General features: G+C 60.6%; 27 protein-coding genes and 1 rRNA gene. 23 read left to right on the forward strand and 5 right to left on the reverse strand.

Annotation, left to right across the window (positions count from 1 at the left end):
• Together rrf and G394_RS0112815 are read left to right on the forward strand one after the other, a co-directional pair.
• Positions 1-76 (forward strand): 5S ribosomal RNA (gene rrf, locus G394_RS21840); the annotation flags it as partial.
• Between the two features lie 28 nt (positions 77-104).
• The gene (locus tag G394_RS0112815; protein WP_028577990.1) at positions 105-605 is read left to right on the forward strand and encodes a DUF456 family protein; all 501 of its coding nucleotides are present in this window, start codon (positions 105-107) and stop codon (positions 603-605) included.
• Positions 606-621: 16 nt separating this feature from the next.
• Here G394_RS0112815 and rnhA read toward each other — a convergent pair whose 3' ends face one another.
• On the reverse strand, positions 622-1,083 hold the full coding sequence (gene rnhA, locus G394_RS0112820) for a ribonuclease HI (RefSeq protein WP_028577991.1): 462 nt from the start codon (positions 1,081-1,083) through the stop codon (positions 622-624).
• A gap of 120 nt (positions 1,084-1,203) precedes the next feature.
• On the opposite strand from rnhA, the gene hflK reads away from it, so the two are divergent.
• Positions 1,204-2,280: an FtsH protease activity modulator HflK gene (gene hflK / locus G394_RS19145; protein ID WP_043775871.1), complete on the forward strand. Its 1,077-nt coding sequence runs from the start codon at positions 1,204-1,206 to the stop codon at positions 2,278-2,280.
• Positions 2,277-3,122, forward strand: a complete 846-nt coding sequence (gene hflC, locus G394_RS0112830; RefSeq protein WP_028577992.1) for a protease modulator HflC — start codon at positions 2,277-2,279, stop codon at positions 3,120-3,122. Before hflK ends, hflC begins: the two co-directional genes overlap by 4 nt.
• 69 nt (positions 3,123-3,191) lie before the next feature.
• Here hflC and purE read toward each other — a convergent pair whose 3' ends face one another.
• From purE to G394_RS19150, 4 genes are read right to left on the reverse strand one after another with little or no spacing between them, the layout of a single operon-like run.
• The gene (gene purE, locus G394_RS0112835; RefSeq protein ID WP_028577993.1) at positions 3,192-3,674 is read right to left on the reverse strand and encodes a 5-(carboxyamino)imidazole ribonucleotide mutase; all 483 of its coding nucleotides are present in this window, start codon (positions 3,672-3,674) and stop codon (positions 3,192-3,194) included.
• Positions 3,671-4,948 carry a phosphoribosylamine--glycine ligase gene (purD, locus tag G394_RS0112840; RefSeq protein ID WP_028577994.1) on the reverse strand — a complete coding sequence of 426 codons (1,278 nt, stop codon included), beginning with the start codon at positions 4,946-4,948 and terminating at the stop codon, positions 3,671-3,673. The genes purE and purD overlap by 4 nt, the downstream gene beginning before the upstream one ends.
• A 42-nt stretch (positions 4,949-4,990) precedes the next feature.
• Complete coding sequence (gene mutL, locus G394_RS0112845; protein ID WP_028577995.1) at positions 4,991-6,796, reverse strand: DNA mismatch repair endonuclease MutL; 1,806 nt, start codon at positions 6,794-6,796, stop codon at positions 4,991-4,993.
• 3 nt (positions 6,797-6,799) lie between these two features.
• Positions 6,800-9,094 (reverse strand): LPS-assembly protein LptD, encoded by a 2,295-nt coding sequence (locus G394_RS19150; RefSeq protein ID WP_051307178.1) that lies wholly within the window; start codon positions 9,092-9,094, stop codon positions 6,800-6,802.
• A 305-nt stretch (positions 9,095-9,399) separates the two neighbouring features.
• On the opposite strand from G394_RS19150, the gene G394_RS0112855 reads away from it, so the two are divergent.
• The 19 genes from G394_RS0112855 (at position 9,400) to clpB (ending at position 26,766) form a co-directional block, all read left to right on the forward strand.
• On the forward strand, positions 9,400-9,918 hold the full coding sequence (locus G394_RS0112855) for an RsbRD N-terminal domain-containing protein (RefSeq protein WP_028577996.1): 519 nt from the start codon (positions 9,400-9,402) through the stop codon (positions 9,916-9,918).
• A gap of 51 nt (positions 9,919-9,969) precedes the next feature.
• Positions 9,970-10,983, forward strand: a complete 1,014-nt coding sequence (gene dsrM, locus G394_RS0112860) for a sulfate reduction electron transfer complex DsrMKJOP subunit DsrM (RefSeq protein WP_028577997.1) — start codon at positions 9,970-9,972, stop codon at positions 10,981-10,983.
• Positions 10,983-12,611, forward strand: coding sequence for a sulfate reduction electron transfer complex DsrMKJOP subunit DsrK (dsrK, locus tag G394_RS0112865; RefSeq protein WP_028577998.1), 1,629 nt, complete (start codon positions 10,983-10,985; stop codon positions 12,609-12,611). Before dsrM ends, dsrK begins: the two co-directional genes overlap by 1 nt.
• Entirely contained in the window at positions 12,611-12,997 is a 387-nt protein-coding gene (dsrJ, locus tag G394_RS0112870; protein WP_028577999.1) for a sulfate reduction electron transfer complex DsrMKJOP subunit DsrJ, read from the forward strand. Before dsrK ends, dsrJ begins: the two co-directional genes overlap by 1 nt.
• A complete protein-coding gene (dsrO, locus tag G394_RS0112875; RefSeq protein WP_028578000.1) occupies positions 12,994-13,788 on the forward strand; it encodes a sulfate reduction electron transfer complex DsrMKJOP subunit DsrO in 795 nt (264 codons plus the stop codon). Before dsrJ ends, dsrO begins: the two co-directional genes overlap by 4 nt.
• Positions 13,789-13,799: 11 nt before the next feature.
• Positions 13,800-14,954, forward strand: coding sequence for a sulfate reduction electron transfer complex DsrMKJOP subunit DsrP (gene dsrP, locus G394_RS0112880; protein WP_028578001.1), 1,155 nt, complete (start codon positions 13,800-13,802; stop codon positions 14,952-14,954).
• A 177-nt stretch (positions 14,955-15,131) separates the two neighbouring features.
• The gene (locus tag G394_RS0112885; RefSeq protein ID WP_028578002.1) at positions 15,132-15,320 is read left to right on the forward strand and encodes a ferredoxin; all 189 of its coding nucleotides are present in this window, start codon (positions 15,132-15,134) and stop codon (positions 15,318-15,320) included.
• A 163-nt stretch (positions 15,321-15,483) separates the two neighbouring features.
• Positions 15,484-16,170 (forward strand): YkgJ family cysteine cluster protein, encoded by a 687-nt coding sequence (locus tag G394_RS19155; protein ID WP_051307179.1) that lies wholly within the window; start codon positions 15,484-15,486, stop codon positions 16,168-16,170.
• Complete coding sequence (locus G394_RS0112895; protein ID WP_028578003.1) at positions 16,163-16,534, forward strand: hypothetical protein; 372 nt, start codon at positions 16,163-16,165, stop codon at positions 16,532-16,534. Before G394_RS19155 ends, G394_RS0112895 begins: the two co-directional genes overlap by 8 nt.
• 7 nt (positions 16,535-16,541) lie before the next feature.
• Positions 16,542-17,165, forward strand: a complete 624-nt coding sequence (locus G394_RS0112900; RefSeq protein ID WP_028578004.1) for a tetratricopeptide repeat protein — start codon at positions 16,542-16,544, stop codon at positions 17,163-17,165.
• 183 nt (positions 17,166-17,348) lie between these two features.
• Entirely contained in the window at positions 17,349-18,662 is a 1,314-nt protein-coding gene (dsrA, locus tag G394_RS0112905) for a dissimilatory-type sulfite reductase subunit alpha (RefSeq protein WP_028578005.1), read from the forward strand.
• A gap of 15 nt (positions 18,663-18,677) precedes the next feature.
• Positions 18,678-19,838, forward strand: coding sequence for a dissimilatory-type sulfite reductase subunit beta (dsrB, locus tag G394_RS0112910; RefSeq protein ID WP_028578006.1), 1,161 nt, complete (start codon positions 18,678-18,680; stop codon positions 19,836-19,838).
• Between the two features lie 68 nt (positions 19,839-19,906).
• A complete protein-coding gene (locus G394_RS0112915; RefSeq protein ID WP_028578007.1) occupies positions 19,907-20,143 on the forward strand; it encodes a dissimilatory sulfite reductase D family protein in 237 nt (78 codons plus the stop codon).
• Between the two features lie 9 nt (positions 20,144-20,152).
• Positions 20,153-21,574 (forward strand): cobyrinic acid a,c-diamide synthase CobB, encoded by a 1,422-nt coding sequence (locus G394_RS0112920; protein WP_028578008.1) that lies wholly within the window; start codon positions 20,153-20,155, stop codon positions 21,572-21,574.
• A gap of 63 nt (positions 21,575-21,637) precedes the next feature.
• The gene (locus tag G394_RS0112925; RefSeq protein WP_028578009.1) at positions 21,638-21,985 is read left to right on the forward strand and encodes a DVU0772 family protein; all 348 of its coding nucleotides are present in this window, start codon (positions 21,638-21,640) and stop codon (positions 21,983-21,985) included.
• Positions 21,986-22,147: 162 nt separating this feature from the next.
• Positions 22,148-22,771 (forward strand): YkgJ family cysteine cluster protein, encoded by a 624-nt coding sequence (locus G394_RS19160; protein WP_051307180.1) that lies wholly within the window; start codon positions 22,148-22,150, stop codon positions 22,769-22,771.
• An 81-nt stretch (positions 22,772-22,852) separates the two neighbouring features.
• Positions 22,853-23,812, forward strand: coding sequence for a DnaJ C-terminal domain-containing protein (locus G394_RS0112935; protein ID WP_028578010.1), 960 nt, complete (start codon positions 22,853-22,855; stop codon positions 23,810-23,812).
• 9 nt (positions 23,813-23,821) lie between these two features.
• Entirely contained in the window at positions 23,822-24,136 is a 315-nt protein-coding gene (locus tag G394_RS0112940; protein ID WP_028578011.1) for a chaperone modulator CbpM, read from the forward strand.
• Between the two features lie 35 nt (positions 24,137-24,171).
• The gene (gene clpB / locus G394_RS0112945) at positions 24,172-26,766 is read left to right on the forward strand and encodes an ATP-dependent chaperone ClpB (protein WP_028578012.1); all 2,595 of its coding nucleotides are present in this window, start codon (positions 24,172-24,174) and stop codon (positions 26,764-26,766) included.
• Positions 26,767-26,777: the final 11 nt, after the last annotated feature.

Genomic DNA, 26,777 nt, shown 5'->3' on the forward strand with positions numbered 1-26,777 from the left:
CCGAACTCGGAAGTTAAGACCTCCAGCGCCAATGATACTGCCAGTCCACTGGTGGGAAAGTAGGTCGTCGCCAGGACTTTTTTTATTTCTGCTCTCCACCCCGTATGTCCACATTCATCGCCGCTTTTGTCTTTCTCCTCCTCATCACAGCCTTCTCTACACACGTCTTCGGCCTGCCGGCGAACTGGCTGGTGATCCTTATTCTCTGGATTTGGGACCTGCTAAATCCGGAAGTGAGCATCCCTCTACAGACCTACCTGCTTTTCCTCGGTTTTTCATTTCTCGGAGAATGCATCGAATTCGGGCTGCAGACTGTCGGCGCCAAAAAATATGGCGCCTCCCGGTCCGGAAACTGGGGCGCCATCGCCGGCGCCATTGCCGGCGCAATTTTCGGCGCCCCGTTCCTGCTGGGTCTGGGCGCGCTGGTCGGGGCCATCGTCGGGGCTTATTTCGGTTGTTTCGGCATTGAATTGCTGAACAAGCGCCCTGTGCACGAAGCCAAGCAGGCCGCTTGGGGCGCCATGCTCGGCAAGGTGCTCGGGCTTTCGGTCAAGATAGGAATCGGAGCGGTATTGCTGGTTCAGTCTTTCGACTTCATGTTCTGAACATCGCCCGCGCCGGTCACGAATCCGACCGATACCCTTCGTCCATAACCCTTCCCGTTGTCATGGCCGCGTTCTTGGCCAGTTCGTCACAGCGTTCGTTTTCCGGATGCCCGTTGTGGGCCTTGATCCAGTGGAAGTGGACCTTGTGCTTTTTCAGTAGAGGGATCAGCCGTTCCCACAAATCGCGGTTTTTCACAGGCTTTTTCGCCGATGTGAGCCACCCGTTTCTGACCCAGCCTGCAATCCACCGTTTGGCAACGGCGTCGCATACATAGCGGGAGTCGGTGTGGACATGGACGGTGCACGGCCGCGTCAGTTCCGAAAGGGCATGGATGACCCCGCGGATTTCCATGCGGTTGTTGGTCGTCTCGAGATACCCCTTGCTGATCTCCTTCTTCACGTCTCCCCAAGCCAGAATTGCGGCCCAGCCTCCGGGTCCCGGATTGCCAAGACTGGAACCATCTGTATAAACTGTCACTTCGCAGCCCGGTGCGGGTGCATTTTTATCGCTGTCTTCAGGATGTTGGGCGGGTGCGGCCAATTGGGTCTCCTCTCATTTCCTTGACCTCTCATGAGGAGTCTTTTACCAAGGATAATTATGAATTGGGATTGGGAAAAACTACAAGAACGGCGGCAGAGGCAGTCTGGGCCCATACCAGGCCCGGATCTCGGTGATTTGAACGAGAAAGTCAAACAGTTGAAACAGATGAATCTTCCCGGTTGGAAGGTCATCGTGCTCATCGCAGTTGTCCTCTGGCTCGGCAGCGGCATCTACCTCGTCCAGCCGGACGAGGTCGGCGTGGTCAAGCGTTTCGGCGCCTACGACAGGACCACGGAACCCGGCCCGCACTATCGTCTGCCCTTCCCCATAGAATCCGTGCTCACGCCGCAGGTCACCAAGATCCAGCGGATCGAAGTCGGATTCCGTGGAAGCTCCGCGTTCACGGTCCCGACAGGTGCGCAGGTCCGGCTGGTGCCCGAGGAATCCCTCATGCTCACGGGCGACGAGAACATCGTCGACGTGCAGTTCATCGTGCAGTTCCTCATCGAGAACGCCCAGGACTACCTCTTCAACGTCGCCAATCAGGAGAAGACCGTGAAGGACGCGGCCGAGGCGGCCATGCGCGAGGTCATCGGGTACAACAAGATCGACGCCGCCCTCACGGACGACAAGATGACCATACAGAACGACACGCGCGACCTTCTGCAGAAGACCCTCGACAGCTACAAGAGCGGCATCAGGGTTGTGGCCGTGCAGCTGCAGGACGTGCATCCGCCCAAGCAGGTCATCGACGCCTTCAAGGATGTGGCCAGCGCCAAGGAGGACAAGAGCCGCTTCATCAACGAGGCAGAAGCCTACGAGAACGACCTGATCCCCCGCACCAGGGGCGAGGCGGCCGCCATCACCAACCAGGCCCAGGCCTACAAGGAGTCGAAGATACTCCAGGCAAGGGGCGACAGCGACCGTTTCCTGTTCGTGCTCGAAGAGTACCGCAAGGCCAAGGACATCACCAAGAAGAGGCTCTACCTCGAAACCATGGAGGAAATCCTTTCCAGGCCCGAGGTCGAGAAGATCATTATTTCCAACGAGTCCATGCAGAGGGTATTTCCGTACCTTCCCTTGCAGCGGTCGGGCAAGGCGGGCGTGTCCACGCAGGGAGGGGCGCAGCAATGAGAACGATCCAGATCACCCTTGCCGCCATTGTCGTAGGTGTTTTTCTGCTGCTGCAGTGCGTGTTCGTGGTTGACCAGACCGAGCGGGCCATTCTCCTGCAGCTGGGCAAGCCCATTGGCGCGGACTTCGGCCCTGGGCTGCATTTCAAGCTGCCCTTCGTGCAGAACGTCATCCTCTTCGACGGGCGAGTGCTGGAGTATGACGCCCCCGCGGCCGAGATCATCACCCAGGACAAGAAGAACATGGTCGTGGACAACTATTCGCGCTGGAAGATCGAAAATCCGCTCCTTTTCTATAGGACCGTGCGCAACATCCAGGGCGGCCTGTCCCGCATCGACGACATCGTCTACTCGCAGATGCGCGAGGCCCTCGGGCGCTATACTCTGACCGAGATCGTGGCCGTCGAGCGCTCCACCATCATGGAGGAGGTCACGACCAAGTCCAACGCGCTGCTCGGCGAATACGGGATTCGCGTCATCGATGTGCGCATCAAGCGCACCGACCTGCCCAAGGAGAACCAGATGGCCATCTACGGCCGCATGCAGGCCGAACGAGAGCGGCAGGCCAAGCAGTATCGCTCCGAAGGCCGGGAGGAGGCAGCGAAGATCACGACCATGGCAGACCGGCAGAGAACCGTCATCCTGGCCGATGCGAAGCGGGCTGCCGAGTCCGCCCGAGGCGAGGGCGAAGCGGCGGCCACGGCCATCTACGCCCAGGCCCTGACCCAGGATCCCGAATTCTACGAGTTCGTGCGGACCATGGATGCGTACAAGAAGACCATGAAGGACCAGACGCAGTTCGTTCTGACTCCAGAAAGCGAGTTCTTTAAGTTTCTGAAGTAAGTTGGCTGAACACAAGGCAAAAGAAAAGGCGGGGTGACCCGCCTTTTCTTTTGCAATTGTTGCCAAACGCTACAGCGTCTTCGCGTCTTCCTCGACCTGTTCGATCATCTTGCGTCGCTCGGCCTGAATCCGTTCGGCCAGGGCCGCATCGTGCAATGCCAGGATCTGGGCCGCGAGCCAGGCCGAGTTGCGGGCGCCGACCTTGTCCAGGGCCAGGGTGCCGACGGGGAAGCCCGGAGGCATCTGAACCGTGGCCAGCAGTGCGTCCCATCCGCCCAGGGACGAGGCCGAGATGGGTATGCCCAGCACCGGCCGGATGGTCTTGGCCGCCACGGCGCCGGCCAGGTGCGCCGCAAGACCCGCGGCGCAGATGAAGACCTGCACGCCGGCGTCCTCCAACTCGCGGATCAGCCGGGCCGTCCGCTCGGGCGTGCGGTGGGCGGAGGTGATGGTGAAGGTGTACGTGATGCCGAGTTTGTCCAGCACGTCCGCGCACGGGCGCACCGTGGCCTCGTCGGATTTGCTGCCCATGAAGATCGCAACTTGGGTCATTGTGTTCTCCTAAGTCCTTTGACGGCGATATCCGTGCGGTAATAGCTGTTGTCGAACGATATCCTCTGCACTGCCTCGTAGGCGCGGGCGCGCGCCTGTCCGAGGTCCGAGCCCAGGGCGGTCACGCCCAGAACCCTGCCGCCGCTGCTGACGGTCCGCCCGTCCTGAAGCTGCGTTCCCGCCTGGAACACGTTGACGCCTTCGATTTTTTCCGCCTCGTCGATCCCCTCAATGATCATCCCTTTCGGGTAGCTTTGGGGGTAGCCCTTGGCGGCCATGACCACGCAGCAACTTGTTTCCGTATGGAAGACAACCTTGGCCGGGTCAAGGGTGCCATGCACGCAGGCAAGCATGATCTCGACCAGGTCTGACTTGAGTCGCGCCATGAGCGGCTGGCATTCCGGGTCTCCGAAACGGACATTGTACTCCAGGATCATGGGGCCCTTTTCCGTCATCATGAGGCCGGCATAGAGCACGCCCTTGAAAGGCTGGCCGATGGCCGCAAGGTGCGTGGTGATGGGGCTGATGGCAAGGTCGGCCATGGCGACGTACCGGTCCTCGGGCAGGACAGGGGCCGGGCTGTACGCGCCCATGCCTCCGGTGTTGAGGCCCGTGTCGTTGTCACCGATGCGCTTGTGGTCCTGCAGGGAAGGCATGGGCACCACGGTCGAGCCGTCGCAGAAGGCCAGGAAGGAGGCCTCCTCGCCCACCAGGGCCTCCTCGACGACGACCGTCAGGCCGGCTTCGCCGAAGACGCGGTCCAGCATCATGTCCTTGAGGGCGCCTTCGGCCTCGGCCATGGTCTGGGCGATGACCACGCCCTTGCCCGCGGCCAGTCCGTCGGCCTTGATGACCATGGGCAGGGGATGGGCGCGGACGTATTCCAGGGCGCTGTCATAGGATTCGAACACCTGGAAGTCGGCCGTCGGTACCCCGGTCTCCCGCATCATGGTCTTGGCGAAGGCCTTGGAGCCCTCCAGCTGGGCGGCGAAGGCGCACGGGCCGAAACAGGGGATGCCCACCGCGTCGAGAGCCTCCTTGAGGCCCAAGACAAGGGGCAGCTCCGGGCCGGCGACGACAAGATCGATCCGGTTGTCCCGGGCAAAGGCCGTCAGACCGTCGATGTCGTCGTCCAGGATGGCGACGTTGGACCCGAGCAGGGCCGTGCCGCCGTTGCCGGGGGCGATGAAGAGCTTCGAGAGAAGCGGACTGCGGCTGATCTTCCAGGCCAGGGCGTGTTCGCGGCCCCCGGCCCCAACGATGAGAATATTCAAAGGTTCCTCCTCGAATCTGATGCGTGGTGCGAGGCGCTTCCTTCAGGAGCGCCTCTTGAACTGTTTCTCCAGGTCGCCGACGCTCCAGCGCAGGGTGACGGGGCGACCGTGGGGGCAGAAATTTCTGTCTGGCAGGGACTGCCAGGATTCGATCAGGGCCAGGGCCTCGTCAGGGGTCAGTACGTCGCCGGCCTTGATGGCCGCCTTGCAGGCCATGACCGCCCAGAGATCTTCCATGGAGCTGGCCTTGTCCGTCAGGGCGTCCTCCAGGAATTCCCGGGCTTTTGACGGTGTCAGCAGGGCCGGCACGGCGTGGAGCAGGAGCTTCGGTTCGGTCGCTAGTTCAAGGGAAAAGCCGAGTTCGTCGAGCTGGGTCCAGATTTCCTGCACCAGCAGCGCCTGCGACGGGTGCATGGGGATTTCCAGCGGCATAAGCAGCGGTCGGCGGTCGCCGCGGGACCCGCTGGTGCGCAGCATGTGGAAGAGCACGCGTTCGTGCGCCGCATGCTGGTCGATGAGCGTGATCTCGGTCGAACCCGCCAGGATGAGATACGTGTCGGCGAACTGTCCCAGGTAGCGGGTGAGCGCGGCCTCGGGCTGCGGGGCGGGGTCAGGGCTGCGCTGCGGTGTTGGCTCCGGGGGCACGGGCGCCGCCGGTGTTTCGAAAAGTTGCTGCACGGCCGCAGAGGAGGAGAATTTCCGGGGCCAGGGCTGCTCGTAAAGCGGGCTGTCTGGTCGGGCAGGGACGGGGGCGTCTGCAAACGCCCGCTCCTGTGGGGGAGCGACGGGCAGGACGGGAAGGCTCCGGGACACGGAAAAGTGCGCCGCATTTTCGGTCAGGGGTGGCACGTCGGTGCATGCTTCCAGCGCCTTGGCCACGGCGCGTCGCACCAGACGGAAAACGGTGCCCTCATCTTGGAAGCGGACCTCGGTCTTGGCCGGATGCACGTTGACGTCGACTTCATCGGGGGGGAGTTGTAAAAACAGCACGGCCTGAGGGTATTCCTTGCCCAGGATTCTGCCGCGATAGGCCTCCCGGACGGCGCTGATCATGGTTCTGTCCTGGACGGGGCGGCCGTTGACGTACACGAGAATGCGGTCGCCGCGGGCCTGCGCCGTCGCCGGGTCGCCAATCAGGCCGCGGACGGAGAACGGGCCGTCGGCCATGTCCACGTGGTGCGCGGAATCCACCAGTTCACGCGGCCAGATGGCGCTCAGGCGCCTGGGCAGGTCTTCGCCTGCCAGAAAACGATGCACGGTTCTTTCACCGTTCAGCAGTTCGAAGTCCACGTCCAGGTTGGCCAAGGCGATGCGGACAAACAGATCGCCGCATTTGCGGGTTTCCGTGGCGGGCTGTTTCAGAAACTTGAGTCTGGCCGGGACGTTGGCGAAGAGATCCTGAACTTCGACTTCGGTCCCTCTGGGCATGGCCGCAGGACCGATGGCCACCACGCGGCCGTGGAGGACTTCCAGGGCCGAACCTTCTCCATCATGCGTGGCGGACGCCAGCCGGAACCGGGACACGGAGGCGATGCTCGGCAGCGCTTCGCCCCGGAACCCGAAGCTGCGGATGGCGCTCAGATCCTCGATGGTCGAGAGCTTGCTCGTGGCATGCCGCGTCACGGCCAGTTCGAGCTCGTTTTCGGGGATGCCGCACCCGTTGTCGCTGACCCGGATGCAGGACTGACCGCCGTCGCGGATAAGGACGCGCAGGCGGGTCGCGCCGGCATCCAATGCGTTTTCGATGAGTTCCTTGAGAACACTGGCGGGACGTTCCACCACCTCGCCCGCGGCAATCTGGTTCTGCAGTTCGGGCGGAAGGAGGCGTATCTGTCTGGCGCTGGCCATGGTCTAACGGCCTACGGAGCCCAACTGCGCCAGGATGACACGGAATTCGAAACGGGTGTCGTCATCAGTCTGGGTCCAGGCCGTCTCGGTGGAGAAGCACTGGTGGTCGTAGCGCAGGGCGATGCGTTTCTCCAAATCGGTGCCGGACTCCCAGTCCACCCGGTACAGAAAGGCGGCGCTCCATTCCTTGGTGATGCCAAAGCCGCCGCCGAAGCCCGCGATGCGTTCCCGTTCCTGTTCCTGCCTGAGATATTCGTCGATCTCTTCCAGGAAATCCAGGCTGAAGGACGCGTACACCCTGTCTTCGTAGTACGCCCAGAGCGCGTGCTCGTGTTCGGTCACGTGGTTTTCGTACGGCGAGTACCACGTCTTGTTCGTCAGGTAGAGCCAGGGGGAGAGGCGTGTCGTCAGGTCCGCAAGCACGTCGGAGAAGGGACGGTTGGGGTACTCGTCCGTGTCTTCGGTCCTGGTATCCTCACGGATGTCGAACGACTGTTCGAGGCGCAGGCGGGCCAGGTCGAGGTAATCGACCTTCAGGCCCGTCTTGCCCTGCGTGTCGGGGCTTGGCTGCATCCTTCCGGTCTTGGTGGTGAAGATGTTGGTCAGGGAGTAGGTCAGTTCGTTGGTGGGCCTGATGCGGTCGTCTTCATCGAAATAGGGGTATTCGCCCTGAGACGCGTAGGGAATGTAGGTGTATTCGAGCCTCGGCTGCACGGCGTGCCGGAGTTTGAGCCAGGTGAAGGAGCCTGAATCGGGAGAGACGTCGCTTTCGTCCGTCAGGGTGAAGACGCGAGAAAACTCGGTGTAGGCCGAGGTGGTGAAGTCTGGCAGGAACCGCGACGGGTTGGTGTCGTCGGTGTTCACGTCGTCGTCTTCGCCTTCGTATTTTTCGACGAACCAGGTCGTGCCTCTGAGGCCGCCCTTGGGGATGACGGAGCCGTACTCGAAATGCAGGGGCAGCCCCAGGACGGGATGAACATCCAGGCGCGAGCCCGTGGTCCCGTATTCGCGCCAGAAGGACGCCAGTTGCGAACTTCCTTCGATCGTCAGCGGCGTGCTCAGAAGCTGGGTCTGGTACAGGTGAAGATTGAGTTCGGGCAGACGCTGCAAGGTCGGGTCGTCTTCCTTGCCCTTGTTCGACAGCTTGCTGTTGCTGCCGTATTCCAGGTTCTGGGTGTATTCGACCAGGCCCTGCACGCCGACATTGGCCCAGTTGTGGCTCAGCAGGAGGCGGTTGACGCGCAATTCGCTGTCGTTGTCCTCGATGTCGCGGCCGAAATACTGCAGGAAGTCCTTGCGGCTTTTGTTGAAGCCCGAATATCCGCGTGAGAATTCGCGCAGATAATCCTGATCAGAAACCAGGTCCAGGTCGAGCTTGAGGTTCCAGTCAGGCTCGCCGAGATAGCCGTCGAATTTGCCGCGGGCCCACCACCTGTTGCGGTCCTTCCTGCTCATTTCCGGGTTGTCGCTGTAGAGCGAAGTGTCCTCGGTCTCCTGGTCGAAGAGATAGTCGAGCTTGAAGATGCCCTTGGTGTGGATGTCCGGCACGAGTCGGTATTCACCGCCGAGCATGAGCCCTTTGGCCGTCATCAGGTGGGAGTAGAGGGTCACGTCCTGCTCTTCGTCGATGACCTGATAGTACGGTTGGTCATACGTGATGCCGAGCCTTTCGCTTGTGCCGATTTCCGGGAGCAGGAAGCCGCTTTGACGTTCCGTCTTGACCGGAATCACCGCGTAGGGCGCCATGAGCACGGGCTGGTCCAGAATCTGGAAGCGCGGGGCCCAGAGGTGCGCGTAGCCGTCGACGGTGATGTCTCCTCGTGACGTCTTGATGGACCAGGCGGGTCGGTCCCCGTCGCAGACCGTGACGGTGGCCTCTCGGAATTCATAGGTTTCGGGGCCCGTTTTCTTCAGCACGGCGCCTTCGAAGTACATGTGCGGGTCTTCCATGAAGACCTGGCCGTTCTTGAGCCATCCCGTGTTCGATGCGAGGTCGAATTCGGCTTCCTCGGCCTTCAGGAAATCCCCCTGAAACCTGGCCTCGACGTTGCCGCGGAGGAAGACCCATTTCGTGGATTGGTAATAGCGTGCGTAATCGGCGCGGATGTAGTCCGCGCCGCGATCGAGCACCACGTTGCCGAAGGCTTCGATATATTTGTTGTCATGGCTGGCTGCGGTCCTGTCCGCCAGCAGACGCCAGGATTGGGGTTCCGTCTCGGGGGCGTCGGCGGCGAGTGCCAGCCCAGCTGAAAAGAAAAACAGGCAAATCAGGCCGGGAAGCAGAGTGCGTAACTTCATGTAGGTGCCGTTGCGGTGTCGAAAGTTCGTGTGGACGTGGCGGCACTGGTAGCACAAGCGGCGCTGGATGCCTAGCCCGAAGACGCAGGGTGTCCGGAACGGGCGCTGGACGAAGGACGGCCGGTGACATGAATTAACATGGCGGATTCACGGCCATGTTGCGTTCATCGTCCTTGTTTCATTTTTCACAAACGCTTGACCTTGAGGGGGAGGTGATTTAAGAACCCCGCAAATCTGTCCTGCTCGCCACATGCGTTGCTCCGGCAACGTTCGCTTTTTTTAACAATCTGGAATTCAAGGTAATTATGGAACTGAACAAATTTTTGACCGACAATCAGAAGGGCATTTGTGCGCAATGGACAGACGCCATCATCAAAACCTATCCCGACGAAGGCGCCAAATTTTTTTCCGGATCTTCCAACCAGTTCGCCAATCCGGTCGGGCACACCTTTCGAAACAACATTGAGAAAATATTCCTGATCCTTGCGCGTGGCGGAGACGTCGCGGAGTGTTCCACGGATCTGGACGGAATTCTGCGCATCAGGGCGGTGCAGGGTTTCGCGCCGTCCGTGGCGCTCAGCTTTCTGCCGGCGCTGAAGGAGATCGTACATCGGGAGTTGGCCAAGACCGGCCGGCCGGAGGAGATGGCTGAGGCGCTGCACGACTGGAACGTGCGCGTCGATCGTCTGACCATGGTCGGATTTGATCTGTATATGGCGTGCCGCGAGGTTCTGTGGAAGCAAAAGGCCAATCAATTGTACAACAGAACACACAAGCTGCTTGAGCGAGCAAATTTGCTGAAAGACGAGGAGGTAGCGGGGTAGTGTCCGTTAAGTATATTTTCAGTGTTAACCCTTTAGCGAGGTAAAAGGTACATGAAAGCTCTTTACTCCCTATTCCTGGTCTTTGCCCTCGCGGCAATAGCCCTTGTGGGCGCCGGGGCCTTGGGTATGGAAAAAGCCTTTGGGCTGTACATACCCTTCCTGGCAGTCGCGGTTTTCGTGGTGGGATTCTGTGTGAGGGTTGTGGGCTGGGGCAAATCGGCTGTGCCGTTCTGCATCCCCACAACGTGCGGCCAGCAGGAGTCGCTTCCCTGGATCAAGCAGAGCACCATCGAGAACCCCTCCACCACGGGCGGCGTCGTGATGCGCATGCTTTTCGAAGTGCTGCTGTTCAGGTCCCTGTTCCGCAACACGAAGGTGGACCTGCATGAAGGCACGAAGGTGACCTACGGTTCGAGCAAATGGCTGTGGCTTGGCGCGCTGGCCTTCCACTACTCCTTCCTGACCATCGTGCTGCGTCACATGCGGTTCTTCACCGAGCCGGTTCCGGGACTCATCGCCGGCATCGAGTCCCTGGACGCCTTGTTGCAGATCGGCGCACCGACCCTGTACCTGACAGACCTCGTCTTCGTGGTCGCGGTGACCTATCTTTTCCTGCGCCGCGTCGTCGTGCCCCAGGTCCGCTACATCTCCCTGGTGCAGGACTACTTCCCGCTGTTCCTGATCCTCGCGATCGCGTTCACGGGCATCTTCATGCGCTACTTCGCCAAGGTCGACATCATTTCCGTCAAGCAGTTGGCCATGGGCCTGGTGACTTTTTCCTGGAACGTGCCGGAAGGAATCGGCGTGCTCTTTTACATCCACATGTTCCTGGTCTCCGTGCTGCTGGCCTACTTCCCCTTGAGCAAGCTCATGCACATGGGCGGCGTGTTCCTTTCGCCCACGCGCAACATGAACTGCGCTTCCAGAAAGTTCAGGCATGTCAACCCCTGGAAGTTCGAGAACGTTCATTACCACACTTATGAAGAATACGAGGACGAATTCCGTGAGAAGATGGTCGATAAGGACCTTCCCGTGGACAAGCCTCTAGCAGAAGGAGCCGAGTAATGTCTGATCTGCCACGCCCTGAAAAGCTTTTTGCGAGTATCGACTACACGCCCCCCAAGGCGGACTGGATGGACGTGCCGACGGTGATCAAGCCCGGCCGCTACTGCTACGCCGCCAACCCCGACAGCGTGAACTACGTCGGCCTGCCCAACGCCCATAAGTGGAACCCTCTCGACGAGGATTGGGGTCTCCCCGAGAACTGGCAGGAGATCATTTTCAACGGCCTGCGCGAACGGCTGCACAAGTTCCGCTCCTTCAAGATCTTCATGGACATCTGCGTGCGCTGCGGCGCCTGCGCGGACAAGTGCCATTTCTTCATCGGTTCCGGCGACCCCAAGAACATGCCGGTGCTGCGCGCCGAACTGCTGCGTTCCGTGTACCGCGGCGAGTTCACGACCTTCGGCAAGATCCTTGGCCGATTCGCTGGCGGCCGCAAGCTGACGGCTTCCGTGCTCAAGGAGTGGTGGTACTACTTCTTCCAGTGCTCCGAGTGCCGCCGCTGTTCCGTGTTCTGCCCCTACGGCATCGACACGGCCGAAGTGACCATAATCGGCCGCGAACTGCTGAACCTTCTGGGCCTGAACATCGACTGGATCGCAACGCCGGTGGCCAACTGCTACCGCACCGGCAACCACTTGGGCATCCAGCCTCACGCTTTCTTCGACATGATCGACTTCTTCTGCGACGACATCGAAGACATCACCGGCATCCGGCCCGAGCCGAACTTCAACCAGAAGGGCGCCGACATCCTCTTCGTCACGCCTTCGGGCGACGTCTTCGCCGATCCCGGCACCTACACCTGCATGGGCTACCTCATGCTCTTCGAGTACCTCAAACGCGAGTACGGCCTGAGCGTGACCTGGTCGACCTACGCGTCCGAGGGCGGCAACTTCGGTTTCTTTACCTCGCACGAAACCATGAAGCGCCTGAACTCCAAGATGTACATGGAAGCCGACCGCCTGGGCGTGAAGTGGATCCTCGGCGGCGAATGCGGTCACATGTGGCGCGTCATCCATCAGTACATGGACACCCTGAACGGCCCCGACTTCCAGTCCTCGCGCATGGAAACCCCGGTCAACCCCATCACGGGCACGGTGTTCAAGAACGCGGCCAGCACCAAGATGGTCCACATCGCCGAGTTCACCGCCGATCTCATCAAGCACGGCAAGCTTAATCTGAACAAGAAACGCAACGCCAATGTGCATCTGACCTGGCACGACTCCTGTAACCCCGCCCGCGGCATGGGTCTCCTCGACGAGCCCCGTTACGTGGCCAAGAGCGTGGTCGAGAAGTTCACCGAGATGCCCGAGGGAACCATCCGTGAGCAGACCTTCTGCTGCGGAGGCGGCGCCGGCCTCAACGCCGGCGAGAACGACGAGCTGCGCATGATGGGCGGCCTGCCCCGCGCCAACGCCGTGAAGTACGTGCACGAGAAATACGGCGTGAACATGCTGGGCTGCGTCTGCGCCATCGACCGCGCCGTGCTGCCCAACTCCATGGCGTACTGGGTGCCTGAAGTCAGCGTCTGCGGCCTGCACGAACTTGTCGCCAACGCGCTGGTTTTCCCTGGCGAAAAGGAACGTGAAACCGATCTGCGTGGTGAAGACCTGCCCGGGGAGGATGAATAATGTACGACAAGAATAAGATTCTGACCGGTCTTGCCGTGTTCGTGGTCTTCATGACCTATCCTTTCTGGAACAACATCGGTAGCGCCGCTTACGTGAGACCCGAAATCGAGAAGCCGAAGAACTCCAAGGAATGCGTGGAGAGCGTCGAGTTCATGCGCGCCGAGCACATGGCCATGCTCAACCAGTGGCGCGACGAGGTCGTGCGCGACGGCGTCCACGAGTACCACTCCAAGGCGAATCACCAGGCCTTCCAGAAGAGCCTGACCAAAACCTGCATGAAGTGTCACGAGAACAAGGATCAGTTCTGCGACAAATGCCACGCTACGGTTTCCGTGAACCCCTACTGCTGGGATTGTCATGTTGATCCGAAGGGGGTGAAGAAATGAAGACCATGCGTAGAAACTTCCTGAAAATCGCCGCCGTGGCCGTGCTCGGCTGGAGTGTGCGTCCCGCCTCCCAGCTCCTGGCCTCCGGCGGCGCCGAGCCGAGCGAAGGCCTCCTCTTCGCCTCTCGTCACAAGGTCCATGCCGGCCCAGGCGCTCTCAAGGCGCAGCGCTGGGCCATGGTCATCGACACGGCCAAGCTGAACGAAAAGGTCATGGAAGACATCGTGCATGTCTGCCACTCCATCCATAACGTGCCGAACATCCCGGGCAACCAGAACATCAAGTGGATCTGGGAGACGCACATGGAGCACCTTTTCCTGGATGATCTCCACGAGTTCCAGCCCGAGGCCGGCGCCAAGGCCGCCCTGGCCCTGTGCAACCATTGCGACAATCCTCCCTGCGTGCGCGTCTGCCCGACCAAGGCCACGTTCCAGCGCGAGGACGGCATCGTCATGATGGACTTCCATCGGTGCATCGGCTGCCGCTACTGCATGGCCGGTTGTCCCTACGGCTCCAGAAGCTTCAACTTCATGGACCCGCGTCCGTACATCGAAAAGACGACCCCCGATTTCCCGACCCGCACCAAGGGTGTCGTCGAGAAGTGCGAGTTCTGCGCCGAGCGTCTGGCCGAGGGCAAGCTGCCGGCCTGCGTCGAGGTATCCGAAGGGGCGCTTACGTTCGGCGATCTGGCCGACCCCGAGTCCGATGTGCGTAAGCTGCTGGCGGAGCGTTTCTCCATCAGGCGTAGTCCGACCCTTGGAACCAAACCTTGTGTCTACTATCTCGTGTAAAGGGGTGAACCATGCTTGAAAAAGCCATAAAAGGATCAAAAGTTTACTGGGGCTGGATCGCCTTCCTGCTCCTCCTGATGAGCGTCGGGGCGGCCTGCTACTGGCAGCAGCTCTCCCACGGTCTGACCATCACCGGCATGAGCCGCGACGTGACCTGGGGCTTCTACATCGCGCAGTTCACCTTCCTGGTCGGCGTGGCCGCCTCGGCCGTCATGCTGGTCATCCCCAAGTACCTGCACGACTACCACAAGTTCGCCAAGATCCTGATCCTCGGCGAATTCAACGCCGTGGCCATGGTCATCCTGTGCCTGCTCTTCATCGTAGCCGACCTGGGTTCCCCGCAGCGTCTGATGAACGTCCTGATCCACCCGACGCCCAACTCCATCCTGTTTTGGGACATGGTGGTCCTGAACGGCTACCTGCTCATCAACATCCTGGTCGGCTGGGTGACCCTCGAAGCCGAGCGCAAGCAGGTCGCGCCGCCCAAGTGGATCAAGTTCTTCATCTACCTGTCCATTCCCTGGGCGGTGTCCATCCACACGGTCACGGCCTTCCTGTACTGCGGCCTTCCCGGCCGCGGCTACTGGCTGACCGCCGTGCTGGCCGCCCGCTTCCTGGCCTCGGCTTTCGCCGCCGGCCCCGCGTTCCTCATCCTGGTGACGTACATCGCCAAGGTCTTCACCGGCTTCGATCCCGGCAAGGGCGTCCTGCCCACTCTGGGCAAGACCGTGGTCTACGCCATGTGCGTAAACCTGTTCCTGCTCCTGTGCGAAGTGTTCACCGTCTTCTACAGCCAGATCCCTTCGCACATGGCGCACCTGCAGTACCTCTTCGCCGGGTACCACGGACACGGCGTGCTCGTGCCCTGGATGTGGTCCGCCATGATCATGGCCGTAGCGGGCATCCTCATCCTGCTTGTTCCCAAGAACAGACAGCAGGACAACATGCTTATCATCGGTTGCCTCCTGATCTTCATCGGGGCCTGGATCGACAAGGGCCTTGGCATGATCGGCGGCGGCTTCGTGCCGAACCCTCTGCACGAGATCACCGAATACGTTCCTTCCCAACTCGAACTGGGTGTCTCCCTGGGCATTTACGCCACCGGCTTCCTGGTTTTGACCATCCTGTACAAGGTCGCCATCGGCGTGAAGCAGGAAGTCGAGTAGATCGCCTCGTCCGCGGGCGCCCCACCGGGCGCCCGCTTTTTTTTCTGCCTGAAATCACAGCATAAATTTACTTTGTCGCAAAGTCTCGATTTGGGTTTACAGCTTTTTTGATCGTGTGTAAGGGTCCCTTATCCAACTCGCAAAAGCGGGAATTTCAAAGAATTTTGGAGGTAGATCATGGGTTATACTGTTACCGTCGATGTCGACAAATGCGTTGGTGATGGCGAGTGCGTGGACGTGTGCCCCGTTGAAGTTTACGAACTTCAGGGTGGCAAGGCCGTGGCCGTGAACGAAGAGGAGTGCCTCGGCTGTGAGTCCTGCGTCGAAGTCTGCGAGCAGGGCGCCATCACCATCGAAGAAAACTAGGTCTTTTTCTCAGGCAGGCCCCCCGCGGGCCTGCCTTTGTCCCAACCGCCAACGGCTCAGGGCGCGCTCCCTGCTCCGCCGATAATCCATTTTTCAGTCCCAGATTCGGCTGTCGCGCCCATTTCCACGGGATGCCCTGCGCTCCCGGTGAAGGTAGTATTCCATGAATTCAGACTTCTCAGTTTTCTTCAGCGAGTATGAGTCTCTAGTTGCTCAGATCGACGCCGTTTTTCAGAAGGTCGCCGGAAACTTCGTCGCCGAAGTGAAGTGCCGCCAGGGATGCAGCGACTGCTGTCATGCCCTTTTCGACCTGACGCTTATCGAAGCCATGTACCTGAACTCGAAATTCGCCGAACTGGAAGAGTCCCGCCGCAACGAGATTCTGATTGAAGCCGACAAGGCCGACCGCAAGGCCTATGTGTTCAAGAAGAAAGCCTCCCGGGAAGCGGAGGTTGTGGACCATTCCGAAATCCTGCTGCGCACGGCCCAGGAGCGTCTACGCTGTCCGCTGCTCGGACCGGACGACAAATGTGTCATGTACCGGTATCGGCCCATCACCTGCCGCATTTACGGAATCCCGCTCGAAATAGGCGGCAAGTCGCACACCTGCGGCTTGTCCGGATTCGAGCCCGGAAAGTCCTACCCGGCGGTGAAGCTCGAGCGTATTCAGGACATGCTGCTGGCGCTCAGCAACAAGGTGCTCGATTCCGTCGGTTCGCAGTACTCCGATTTCCGGTTCATGCACGTCCCGGTTTCCTCGGCCCTGATGACCGTCTATTCCGATGAATTTTTCGGTCTGCAGAAAGACGATGCTGCTACGGGCGGCTTCGCCGGAGGATCCGATGCATAAGCCTTTCGCCATGACCGAAGAACACGAAGCCCAGAAAAAGGCCATCTATGAGACGATGTCCCCGCGACGGCGCAAGTTCGTGGACCGCATCGGCTACGAGCGCTGGAATCCCTTCGCCGAGCCCAAGGAGCCCATCGAGTGGCGCACTGACGGGACCAAGAGAACCACGCAGCAGCTCGTCAGGGAATACCTGCAGAAGCATGCCCCCGAGAAGTACAGCAATGCTTACGGGCAGGGCGTTCTCGAGATGTGTCTGGGCATGGTCAACGGCGACGAGCGCTATATCGGAATGTTCGAGTTTTCCCTGTGGTATGCGGAAGAACTCAAAAAGCACAGTGTCGACATCAACGATTACAAGCCCTAGGTGCCTTATGAAAAAACATGCTGATTACGGCCCCAAGTCGGTGGCAGCCCTCAAAGCCGCCCTGCAGGACAACCCCGATTCCGCAACGCTTCTGTACAATCTGGGCGTGTCCCTTGTCGCGGAAAGAAACCTCGATGAGGCCCAGAAAGCCTTCGAGGAGGCTCTCGCCCTCGAACCAGGGATTGCCGAGGCCTACGTCCAGCTCGGCGGTCTGGCAATGCACCGCGGCGACCTCGATGAATGCCTGAAGATGAATCGCAAGGCCACCGAGGTACGTCCTCGCTTCGCCGTTCCGTGGGGAAACATCGGGTTCGTGCACATGCAGCAGCAGAACCCCGACAAGGCCGTGAAGGCCCTGAAAAAGGCCATCAGCCTGGACCCGCAGTTCATTCAGGCCCATACGACTCTCGGGAGCGCCTATCTCGCCCTCGGCGATCCGGACGGGTGCATCATGCAGTGCAGCAAGGCCATCGAGATCGAGCCGATGTTCGGCCCTGCCTACAACAACATCGGCCTGGCCTACTTGGACAAGGGTGAGCCGAAGAAGGCCCTCATCTACTTCGACAAGGCAGTCGAGACCGGTTTCGATGTCGAGTCCCAGGTGCTGGCGGAAATCGCGCAATATAGATAAACTCTTTGTTCCGGGCCGACGGCGGGTGAAATACAGGTTGACAATTAACCGGTATTGTACGAAGATTCACGAGCATGAATTTTTCAGAACTTGCTGAAATTGTTAAGAGGTAGAGGGTCGCGCAGTAGTTAGAAACTGTCGCGATGACTGTGCACGGTCTAATCTTTTTAAGGAGGATGTGTAATGGCTAAACATGCGACCCCGTTGCTGGATCAGCTTCAGAGCGGTCCGTGGCCGAGTTTTGTGGCGGACATCAAGGAGGAAGCCGAGAGACGTCTTAAGAACGCGAACAACGTTGAATACCAGATTCCCGTTGACGTTTGCGATGACCTCCTCGGTATCCTGGAGCTGTCCTACAAGGACGGCACCACTCACTGGAAGCACGGCGGCATCGTCGGTGTTTTCGGTTACGGCGGCGGCGTTATTGGTCGTTACTGTGACCAGCCCCAGATGTTCCCCGGCGTTGCTCATTTTCATACCATCCGTGTCGCTCAGCCCGCGGGCATGTACTACACCACGGAGTTCCTGAAGCAGCTCTGCGATCTTTGGGAAATGCGCGGTTCCGGCCTGACCAACATGCACGGCGCCACCGGCGACATCGTGTTGTTGGGCACCACTACTCCCCAGCTGGAAGAGTTCTACTTCGAGCTGACCCACAAGATGAACAACGACTTGGGCGGTTCCGGTTCCAACCTGCGTACCCCTGCTTCCTGTCTGGGCGACTCCCGCTGTGAATGGGCCTGTTACGACACCCAGGAACTGTGCTACCAGATGACCCAGGAATATCAGGACGAACTGCACCGTCCGGCCTTTCCCTACAAGTTCAAGTTCAAGTTTGATGGTTGTCCGAATGGTTGCGTGGCCTCCATCGCCCGTTCCGACATGTCCTTCATCGGCACCTGGCGCGACGACATCCGCATCGACCAGGAAGCTGTCGCCGCCTATATCGGTGGTGAAATCCAGCCCAACGGCGGCGCTCACGCCGGCAAGGACTGGGGCGCTTTCGACATCCAGAAGGAAGTCATCGACCTGTGCCCGACCGAATGCATGTGGCTGGAAGACGGCAAGCTGAAGATCAACAACCGTGAATGCACCCGTTGCATGCACTGCCTGAACGTCATGCCCCGCGCTCTGCGCATCGGTAATGACCGCGGTCTGTCCATCCTCGTCGGCGCCAAGGCCCCGATCCTGGATGGCGCGCAGATGGGCTCCCTGCTCGTGCCCTTCATGAAGGTCGAAGAGCCTTATGACGAGATCAAGGAGATCATTGAAGGCATTTGGGAATGGTGGATGGAAGAAGGCAAGAACCGTGAACGTCTTGGTGAACTCATCAAGCGTCAGGGCTTGGCCAAGGCCATCGCTGCCGTCGGTCTGACCCCGGTGCCCCAGCATGTTATGGAACCCCGCCACAATCCGTACATCTTCTGGAAGGAAGAGGACGTTGAAGGCGGCTGGGATCGCGACATCGCGGATTACCGTAAACACCATCAGAGATAAGAAGGGGGGTTGAAAATGGCTTTTGTTTCTTCCGGATACAATCCCGAAAAACCAATGGAAAACAGGATTTCGGACATCGGCCCCCGCCATGCTTCCGACTTCTTTCCCCCGGTCATTGCCAAGAATAAGGGGCAGTGGCTGTGGCACGAAATCTGTGAACCCGGCATCCTGATGCACAAGGCCGAGAGCGGCGACGAAGTCTACACTGTTCGTTGCGGCGGCGCCCGCCTCATGTCCATCGGTCACGTTCGCGAAATCTGCGAAATCGCCGACAAGTTCTGTGGTGGCCACCTGCGTTTCACCACGCGTAACAATATTGAGTTCATGGTCGGCACCCTTGCCGAAGCCAAGAAGCTCAAAGAATTCTTGAACGCCCAGAAGTTCGACGGCGGCAGCCACAAGTTCCCCGTTGGCGGAACCGGCGCCGGCATCACCAACATCGTCCACACCCAGGGTTGGGTCCACTGCCACACCCCGGCCACGGACGCTTCCGGTACGGTCAAGGTCGTTCTTGACGAACTGTTCGAAGAGTTCGGCCAGATGCGCATGCCCGCTCAGGTCCGCATCTCCATGGCGTGCTGCCTGAACATGTGCGGTGCCGTTCACTGCTCCGACATCGCCATCCTGGGCTACCACCGCAAACCTCCGGTCATCGACCACGAGTGGCTGGACAACCTGTGCGAAATTCCGTTGGCCGTCGCCGCCTGCCCCGTAGGCGCCATCCGTCCGACCAAGAAGGAAATCGTGACCGAAGCCGGCGAGACCAAGACGGTCAACACCGTTGCCATCAAGAACGAGCGCTGCATGTTCTGCGGTAACTGTTACACCATGTGTCCGTCCCTGCCCCTGTCCGACCAGACCGGTGACGGCCTCGTCATCATGGCCGGCGGCAAGGTTTCCAACCGCATCAGCAATCCCAAGTTCTCCAAGGTCGTCGTGGCCTTCATTCCGAACGAGCCGCCCCGCTGGCCCACGCTGGCCAAGACCATCCGCAAGATCGTCGAAGCCTACGCCGGTGACGCCCGCAAATACGAGCGCGTTGGTGACTGGGCCGAGCGCATCGGCTGGGAACGTTTCTTCGAAAAGTGCGGTCTGGATTTCTCCGAGCACATGATCGACGATTTCCGTGATCCGGCCTACTACACTTGGCGTCAGACCACGAACTTCAAGTTCTAAGCTGACCCGCCGATTTGAAAACCTATAGGGCCGGCGCAAGCCGGCCCTAAACCATAAGAGAGGCGAGCATGTCAGATCCTAAACAGATCGTTTTGGAGTACATCGAGTCCAAGTCCAAGCAGAAATCCAAGTTTTATTTCAACGACCTGGCCGCTCTTTTTCCCGATATGAAAATGCGCGAAGCCAAGAAGGTGATCAACCAGCTCGTTTCCGACGGCGTGCTTGAATACTGGTCCAGCGGCAGCACCACCATGTACGGTGTTCCCGGGGCTGGTAAGCAGGCTCATACCGAAGGCGAAGATTAAGATTTTCTGATGCCTGCCTCTGTTTTGACGTGTCCCCGGATACTTGTTGCCGGTCTTGGCGGCGGTTCCGGCAAGACCATCGTCAGCCTGGGGCTCGCACGCGCCTTCACGGAGCACGGCCTGAGCGTTCAGGCCTTCAAAAAGGGTCCAGATTATATCGATGCCAAATGGCTGAGCCTGGCCAGCCGGAGCGACACGACGAATCTGGATCCTTTCTTGTTGTCGTCAGATGCCTTGCGGAACCTTTTCTGGTCTCGGGCTCGCGGAGCCGATCTGGCCTTGCTCGAAGGCAATCGGGGGTTGTACGACGGCAAGGACGTCGAAGGCTCCTGCTCATCGGCCGAACTGGCCAAACTTCTGAACTGTCCCGTCATCGTCGTTGCCGACTGCACCAAAGTCACCCGCACCATGGCCGCCATCATTCTTGGCCTGACCGCCTTCGACCCGCTGGTCGATATCCGGGGCGTCGTTCTGAACCGCACGGCCGGGTGCCGTCATCAGAACATCCTGCGAGATTCCATCGAGAAATACACCGACGTCAAGGTTCTCGGCATCCTGCCGAAACTAGCAGAAAACCCCATTCCAGAACGGCACATGGGGCTCATTTCCGACGCCGAGCACGAACGCGACCCGTTCGCGGCCATCGCCGGTTGCCTGCGCGACAACGCCGATCTCGACGCGTGTCTGGCGATCGCCCGCTCGGCGCCTGCTTTCCATGGGGAACTGGCGTCTCTGTACCCGACCGCTTCTGCTGGGAAGTCAGTGCGCATCGGCGTGGCTCGTGACGCTGCCTTGTGGTTCTACTACCAGGAAAATTTCGAGGCCTTGCGGCATGCCGGGGCCGAACTTGTCGAATTCAGCCTGCTTGAGGACAGCGCAGTGCCTGACGTCGATGCCGTGTACATGGGCGGCGGGTTTCCCGAGACCCTGGCTCAAGGCCTGGCTGCTAATGCCGCCATGCGCGAGTCGGTCCGTGGCCTCGTTCACGCAGGGATGCCCTTTTACGCCGAATGCGGGGGCCTCATGTACCTGAGCCGTGAGCTTTTGTATGGCGGCGTTTGCTATCCCATGTCCGGGGTGTTCCCGTTGACGACGAAGGTCTTCGAAAAGCCGCAGGGGCACGGCTACATGAGTTCCGTCGTGTCTGCGCCCAACCCCTTTTATGTCGGCTCCACGCGGCTCACCGGTCACGAATTCCATTATTCCCGCTGCATCGACATCGAAAACGTTTCATCCTTCGTTTTCAAGGTCGAGCGTGGCCAGGGCATGGCCAAAGGGTGCGATGGCGTGCTCTTTCGCAATTGCCTGGCCGGCTACACACATATGCATGCGCTCGGAAACCCCTCCTGGGCCGGAAATTTTGCCGCCGCGGCCAGGGTGTACCGCGATGCCCGTCTTGCCGGCCATCTCTGCCCCGATATCAGACTTTGAAAGTCCACTTGACCTACTCAGGAATAGTTATTAATAGTTAATCTCAAGAAACGGAGGTGAACTATGGGACAGTTACGAGCTTTCAAGGATCTCATCATTGATTGGGAAATGACCCCGGAAGATGCCGTGGCCATCTATCTCGAATGGGGCAACAACGGATATCGAGGCGGCTATCAGAACGCAGTGCGAGGCAAGGAAGACTTTTCCCATTACTTCGTCATAAATACCTGGAATGAAAAACCGACGGTCACGCTTTTGTATCGCAACTCCGACGGTGCCGACGAACTCGCGGTCCTTCCGCTCCCTGACAAACTGGCGGACAAGTTCCTCAAGGGCGTGTACAACCACAAGGGCGTTTACCCAGTCAACGACGATGTGAGACAGTGGCTCGAAAAAGAGCTGTATAACTGACCTCATTTTCCATATTCTCTTGAAAAGCCGGCTAGTCCGGCTTTTCGCGTTTTTGCGCATTGACTGTTCGTGCCACATCGCTACCGTATTTTCAGGCGTACCTGAGGTGCGTCGGCGTTTTCACCGTCGCTATGATGACCGACATGCTCCCAAGGAGGGCCGATGTCTTTGAATACATGCCGCAGGTGCGGTACCTGCTGTCGAAAGGGTGGGCCGGCCCTGCATCTGTCGGACTCCGGGTTGCTTGAACACATTCCCATGGGCAGCCTGGTCTGCCTCAGGCGCGGGGAGCAGGCCTTTGATCCACGCGCGAAGGGCCTTCGTCCATTGGAGGTCGAGTTGCTGAAGATCCGCGGTCGGGACGGGGGATGGGCGTGCATGTATTTCGAGGAGGAGAACGCGGCGTGCGGTGTCTACACGCACCGGCCCCTTGAATGTCGTTCCCTGTCCTGCGCGGATACGGGAGACATATTCTGCGCCATGGACACTCCGACTCTGGCCCGGGAGCATGTCGTTGCCGTCGGGTCGGCCCTGCGGGCATGCATCGAGGAGCACGAGCGCCTCTTTCCTGCAGGGGAAGCGGTTGGGCTTGCCGCTGTCCGGCGGACTGGCGACGGTATCCCGCAGGAACTCGACAGCCTCATCCGCCGCGAGGCGCATTTCAGGCAAAGCTTCGCGGAGAAGGTCGGGACGACGGACGAAGACCTGTGGGCGTACTTCGGCCGTCCGCTGTGGCTGGTCCTGGCTCCGCTGAACCGCGACTACATGCAGTATGGATTACGGTAAAATCGGCGTCAAATTGTTGACTTGCGTTCGGAGCGCATTATCTGTGACGCGAACGATTCGAGCATAAGGAGTGGTACTACTTTGGAATACAAGGACTATTACACGCTGCTCGGTGTGGCCAAGGGGGCGAGTCAGGAGGAAGTCGGCAAGGCATTTAAGAAGCTGGCCCGAAAATACCACCCCGATCTGAACCCCGACAATCCCGAGGCCGAGGCCAAGTTCAAGGAGATCAACGAGGCCTACGAGGTCCTGAAGGATCCGGAGAAGCGCAAGCTCTACGACTCCCTCGGGCCCAACTGGAAGGATGGACAGAACTTCCAGCCGCCGCCGGGTTTCGAGAATTTCCAGTTCCGTTCCGGCGGGTTCGGCGGCGAGGGCTTCAGCGACTTCTTCGAGACCATCTTCGGCGGCGCCGGCGGTTTCGGCGGGGGCGGAAGCTACGGTGGCGGCCGCTTCGGCGGCGACCCGTTCGGTCGGACCATGCGCAGCCGCGGCCACGACGCCGAGGTGCGCCTCAACCTGACCATGGAGGAGGCCTACCGCGGCGGGCGCAAGACCCTGACCCTGCAGGAGCAGGTGCGCGGGGCCGACGGCAGGCCGCAGATGCAGTCCAAGACCCTGGAGGTCAACATCCCTTCAGGGGTCAAGGACGGGGCCAAGATACGTCTGGCGGGGCAGGGTTCGCCCGGCATGGGCGGAGGGCCGGCCGGAGATCTGCTGTTGCAGGTGACCATTGCCGAACATCCGCTCTTTCGCCTCGAAGGAGTGAACGTCGTCTATGACCTGCGTCTGGCCCCGTGGGAGGCGGTCCTGGGATGCACAGTGCGCATCCCGACCCTGGACGGGCCCGTGGACATGAATATCCCGGCCGGGATGAGCAGCGGACAGAAGCTGCGCCTGGCCGGCAAGGGCCTGGGCAAGGGCGAGAGCCAGGGAGACCAGTTCGTGCGCATGGTCATCCGTTCCCCGAAGAATCTTACGGACCGGGAGCGCCAACTGTGGCAGGAACTTGCCGAAATCTCTTCATTTCAGGCCAGGTAGGAGTGGGGAATGACCATCGTGCAGATACATGAACATGCCGTGCCGGCGACCTCGGACCGCATCAGCCTCAGGGAGTTCCTGGATCTGACGGGGGTGACCGAGGACGCGCTCATGGAGCTGGTCCGGCTTGACTGGATTGTCCCGGCCCGGACCGCCCGGGAGGAATTTCTTTTTGTCGATATGGATGTGTATCGCGTGCGCAAATACAGACGCCTGTGTTCGGATTTCGAACTCAGCCCCGTGGCCGGCATCATAATCGTCGACCTTCTGGAACGTATCGCACACTTGGAAGAACGGCTGAGCGCCTCGGCTGACCGACTCTGACGGTCCCGCTCGCGCGACGTTAACGGAGGATTCACATGGATCTGAATAAATTCACGCAGAAATCACAGGAAGCGGTGGCCGAAGCCCAGCAGGCGGCCATCCGTTTCGGGCACCAGCAGGTGGATGTCGACCACCTCTTCCGCGCCCTGGTGGGGCAGGAGCAGGGTCTCGTCCCCCGACTGCTGGAGCGCGCCGGCTACGACGTGAAGGCCATCGCCCAGGCCCTGGACACGGAGCTCGGCAGGCTGCCGCGTGTCAGCGGCCCCGGCGCCCAGCCCGGACAGATTTACGTTACCCAACGCATGAACGAGGTCATGCTGGCCGCACTGGACCTGTCCAAGCAGATGCAGGACGAGTACGTCAGTGTGGAGCACGTGTTCCTGGCCATCCTCGACAAGCCGGGCACGGGCCCGGCGGCCGCGGTGTTGCGCCAGTTCGCCCTGACCAAGGACAAGGTCCTCTCCGTGCTGGCCGAAGTGCGCGGCAACCAGCGCGTGACCTCGGCCAACCCCGAGGAAACCTACGACGCCCTGAAGAAATACGGCCGCGACCTGGTCGAGGACGCCCGCAAAGGCAAGCTCGACCCCGTCATCGGCCGCGACTCGGAAATCCGCCGCTGCATCCGCATTCTCTCGCGGCGCACCAAGAACAACCCGGTCATGATCGGCGAGGCCGGCGTCGGCAAGACGGCCATCGTCGAGGGCCTGGCCCAGCGCATCCTGAACAAGGACGTGCCCGAGGGCCTCAAGGACAAGACCGTCTTCGCCTTGGACATGGGCGCGCTCATCGCCGGGGCCAAGTACCGCGGCGAGTTCGAGGAGCGCCTCAAGGCCGTGTTGAAGGAAGTGCAGAAGTCCGAAGGCCGCGTCATCCTCTTCATCGACGAACTGCACACCATCGTCGGCGCGGGCAAGACCGAGGGCGCCATGGACGCGGGCAACCTGCTCAAACCCATGCTGGCGCGCGGCGAGCTGCACTGCATCGGCGCCACGACCCTGGACGAGTATCGCAAGTACATTGAGAAGGACCCGGCCTTGGAGCGCCGCTTCCAGCCCGTGGTGGTGGACGAGCCCAGCGTCGAGGACGCCATCTCCATCCTGCGCGGCCTGCGCGAGCGCTTCGAGGTCCATCACGGCGTGCGCATCTCCGACTCGGCCCTGGTCACGGCCGTGACCCTGTCCAGCCGCTACATCTCGGACCGCCAGCTGCCCGACAAGGCCATCGACCTCATCGACGAGGCCGCGGCCATGATCCGCACGGAGATCGACTCCCTGCCGACGGAACTGGACGAGATCAACCGTAAGACCATGCAGCTCGAGATCGAGCGCGAGGCCCTGCGCCGCGAGAGCGACGCCGCGTCGCGCGAGCGCCTGGAGAAGCTCGAGAAGGAGCTGGCCGAGCTCAAGGAGACCCAGACGGGCCTTCGCGCCCAGTGGGAGCGCGAGAAGAGCGGCATCGACGAGATCAGCCAAATCAAGAAGGAGCTGGAGGCCACCAAGGAAGCCATCGCCAAGGCCGAGCGCGAGTACGACCTGAACCGGGCCGCCGAACTCAAGTACGGCCGTCTGACGGAGCTTGAGAAGAAGCTCGCGAGCCTCTCGGGCGGCGGCGACGGCGAGCCGCGCCTGCTGCGCGAGGAGGTCGGCCCCGACGACATCGCGGCCATCATCTCCAAGTGGACGGGCATCCCGGTCTCCAAGCTGGTGGAAGGGGAGCGAGAGAAGCTTCTGAAGCTCGCCGACATCCTGCACGAGCGCGTCATCGGCCAGGACGAGGCCGTGCAGGCCGTGGCAGACGCGGTCCTGCGCGCCCGGGCGGGCCTGAAGAACCCGCAACGGCCCATCGGCTCCTTCATGTTCCTGGGGCCCACGGGCGTGGGCAAGACCGAGTTGTGCAAGACCCTGGCGAAGTGCCTCTTCGACACCGAGGAGAACATGGTCCGCCTCGATATGAGCGAGTACATGGAGAAGCACACCGTGGCCCGGCTCATCGGCGCGCCTCCCGGCTACATCGGTTACGACGAGGGCGGCCAGCTGACCGAGGCCGTGCGGCGCAAGCCCTACAGCGTGGTCCTCTTCGACGAGATCGAGAAGGCCCACCCCGACGTCTTCAACGTGCTCCTGCAGATCCTCGACGACGGCCGGCTGACGGACAGCCACGGCCGGACCGTGGACTTCAAGAACACGATCATCATCATGACCTCCAACATCGGCTCGCCCATGCTCCTGGACGGCATCACCGAAGGGGGCGAGCTGCGCGAGGGCGTGCGCGAGGCGGTCATGGGCGTGCTGCGCGGACACTTCCGGCCCGAGTTCCTGAACCGGGTGGACGAGATCGTGCTCTTCAAGCCCCTCCTGATCGAGCAGATCACGCGCATCATCGACCTGCTCCTGGGCAACCTGCAGAAGCGCCTCGAAGAGCGCAAGATCACCCTTGCACTCACCGACCGGGCCAAGGAGTTCATCGCGCGCGAGGCCTACGACCCGGTCTACGGCGCGCGGCCGCTCCTGCGCTACCTGCAGCAGCGCCTGGAAACCCCGCTGGCCCGCGAGATCATCGGCGGTCGTCTACACGACGGGCAGAAGCTGGTGGTGGATGAGGAGGGCGGAAGCCTGGTTTTCAAGTCCTGATCCCAGCCCTT

Origin of the sequence: Desulfomicrobium escambiense DSM 10707 (assembly GCF_000428825.1) — a bacterium.
In the GTDB taxonomy this organism is placed as follows: Bacteria; Desulfobacterota; Desulfovibrionia; order Desulfovibrionales; family Desulfomicrobiaceae; genus Desulfomicrobium; species Desulfomicrobium escambiense.

Excerpts from the sequence above, each read along its gene's own strand:
- G394_RS0112815 (WP_028577990.1), top strand. The coding sequence starts at position 105 with ATGTCCACATTCATCGCCGCTTTTGTCTTTCTCCTCCTCATCACAGCC.
- hflK (WP_043775871.1), top strand. The coding sequence starts at position 1,204 with ATGAATTGGGATTGGGAAAAACTACAAGAACGGCGGCAGAGGCAGTCT.
- hflC (WP_028577992.1), top strand. The coding sequence starts at position 2,277 with ATGAGAACGATCCAGATCACCCTTGCCGCCATTGTCGTAGGTGTTTTT.
- purE (WP_028577993.1), bottom strand. The coding sequence starts at position 3,674 with ATGACCCAAGTTGCGATCTTCATGGGCAGCAAATCCGACGAGGCCACG.
- mutL (WP_028577995.1), bottom strand. The coding sequence starts at position 6,796 with ATGGCCAGCGCCAGACAGATACGCCTCCTTCCGCCCGAACTGCAGAAC.
- G394_RS19150 (WP_051307178.1), bottom strand. The coding sequence starts at position 9,094 with ATGAAGTTACGCACTCTGCTTCCCGGCCTGATTTGCCTGTTTTTCTTT.
- G394_RS0112855 (WP_028577996.1), top strand. The coding sequence starts at position 9,400 with ATGGAACTGAACAAATTTTTGACCGACAATCAGAAGGGCATTTGTGCG.
- dsrM (WP_028577997.1), top strand. The coding sequence starts at position 9,970 with ATGAAAGCTCTTTACTCCCTATTCCTGGTCTTTGCCCTCGCGGCAATA.
- dsrK (WP_028577998.1), top strand. The coding sequence starts at position 10,983 with ATGTCTGATCTGCCACGCCCTGAAAAGCTTTTTGCGAGTATCGACTAC.
- dsrJ (WP_028577999.1), top strand. The coding sequence starts at position 12,611 with ATGTACGACAAGAATAAGATTCTGACCGGTCTTGCCGTGTTCGTGGTC.
- dsrO (WP_028578000.1), top strand. The coding sequence starts at position 12,994 with ATGAAGACCATGCGTAGAAACTTCCTGAAAATCGCCGCCGTGGCCGTG.
- dsrP (WP_028578001.1), top strand. The coding sequence starts at position 13,800 with ATGCTTGAAAAAGCCATAAAAGGATCAAAAGTTTACTGGGGCTGGATC.
- G394_RS0112885 (WP_028578002.1), top strand. The coding sequence starts at position 15,132 with ATGGGTTATACTGTTACCGTCGATGTCGACAAATGCGTTGGTGATGGC.
- G394_RS19155 (WP_051307179.1), top strand. The coding sequence starts at position 15,484 with ATGAATTCAGACTTCTCAGTTTTCTTCAGCGAGTATGAGTCTCTAGTT.
- G394_RS0112895 (WP_028578003.1), top strand. The coding sequence starts at position 16,163 with ATGCATAAGCCTTTCGCCATGACCGAAGAACACGAAGCCCAGAAAAAG.
- G394_RS0112900 (WP_028578004.1), top strand. The coding sequence starts at position 16,542 with ATGAAAAAACATGCTGATTACGGCCCCAAGTCGGTGGCAGCCCTCAAA.
- dsrA (WP_028578005.1), top strand. The coding sequence starts at position 17,349 with ATGGCTAAACATGCGACCCCGTTGCTGGATCAGCTTCAGAGCGGTCCG.
- dsrB (WP_028578006.1), top strand. The coding sequence starts at position 18,678 with ATGGCTTTTGTTTCTTCCGGATACAATCCCGAAAAACCAATGGAAAAC.
- G394_RS0112915 (WP_028578007.1), top strand. The coding sequence starts at position 19,907 with ATGTCAGATCCTAAACAGATCGTTTTGGAGTACATCGAGTCCAAGTCC.
- G394_RS0112920 (WP_028578008.1), top strand. The coding sequence starts at position 20,153 with ATGCCTGCCTCTGTTTTGACGTGTCCCCGGATACTTGTTGCCGGTCTT.
- G394_RS0112925 (WP_028578009.1), top strand. The coding sequence starts at position 21,638 with ATGGGACAGTTACGAGCTTTCAAGGATCTCATCATTGATTGGGAAATG.
- G394_RS19160 (WP_051307180.1), top strand. The coding sequence starts at position 22,148 with ATGTCTTTGAATACATGCCGCAGGTGCGGTACCTGCTGTCGAAAGGGT.
- G394_RS0112940 (WP_028578011.1), top strand. The coding sequence starts at position 23,822 with ATGACCATCGTGCAGATACATGAACATGCCGTGCCGGCGACCTCGGAC.
- clpB (WP_028578012.1), top strand. The coding sequence starts at position 24,172 with ATGGATCTGAATAAATTCACGCAGAAATCACAGGAAGCGGTGGCCGAA.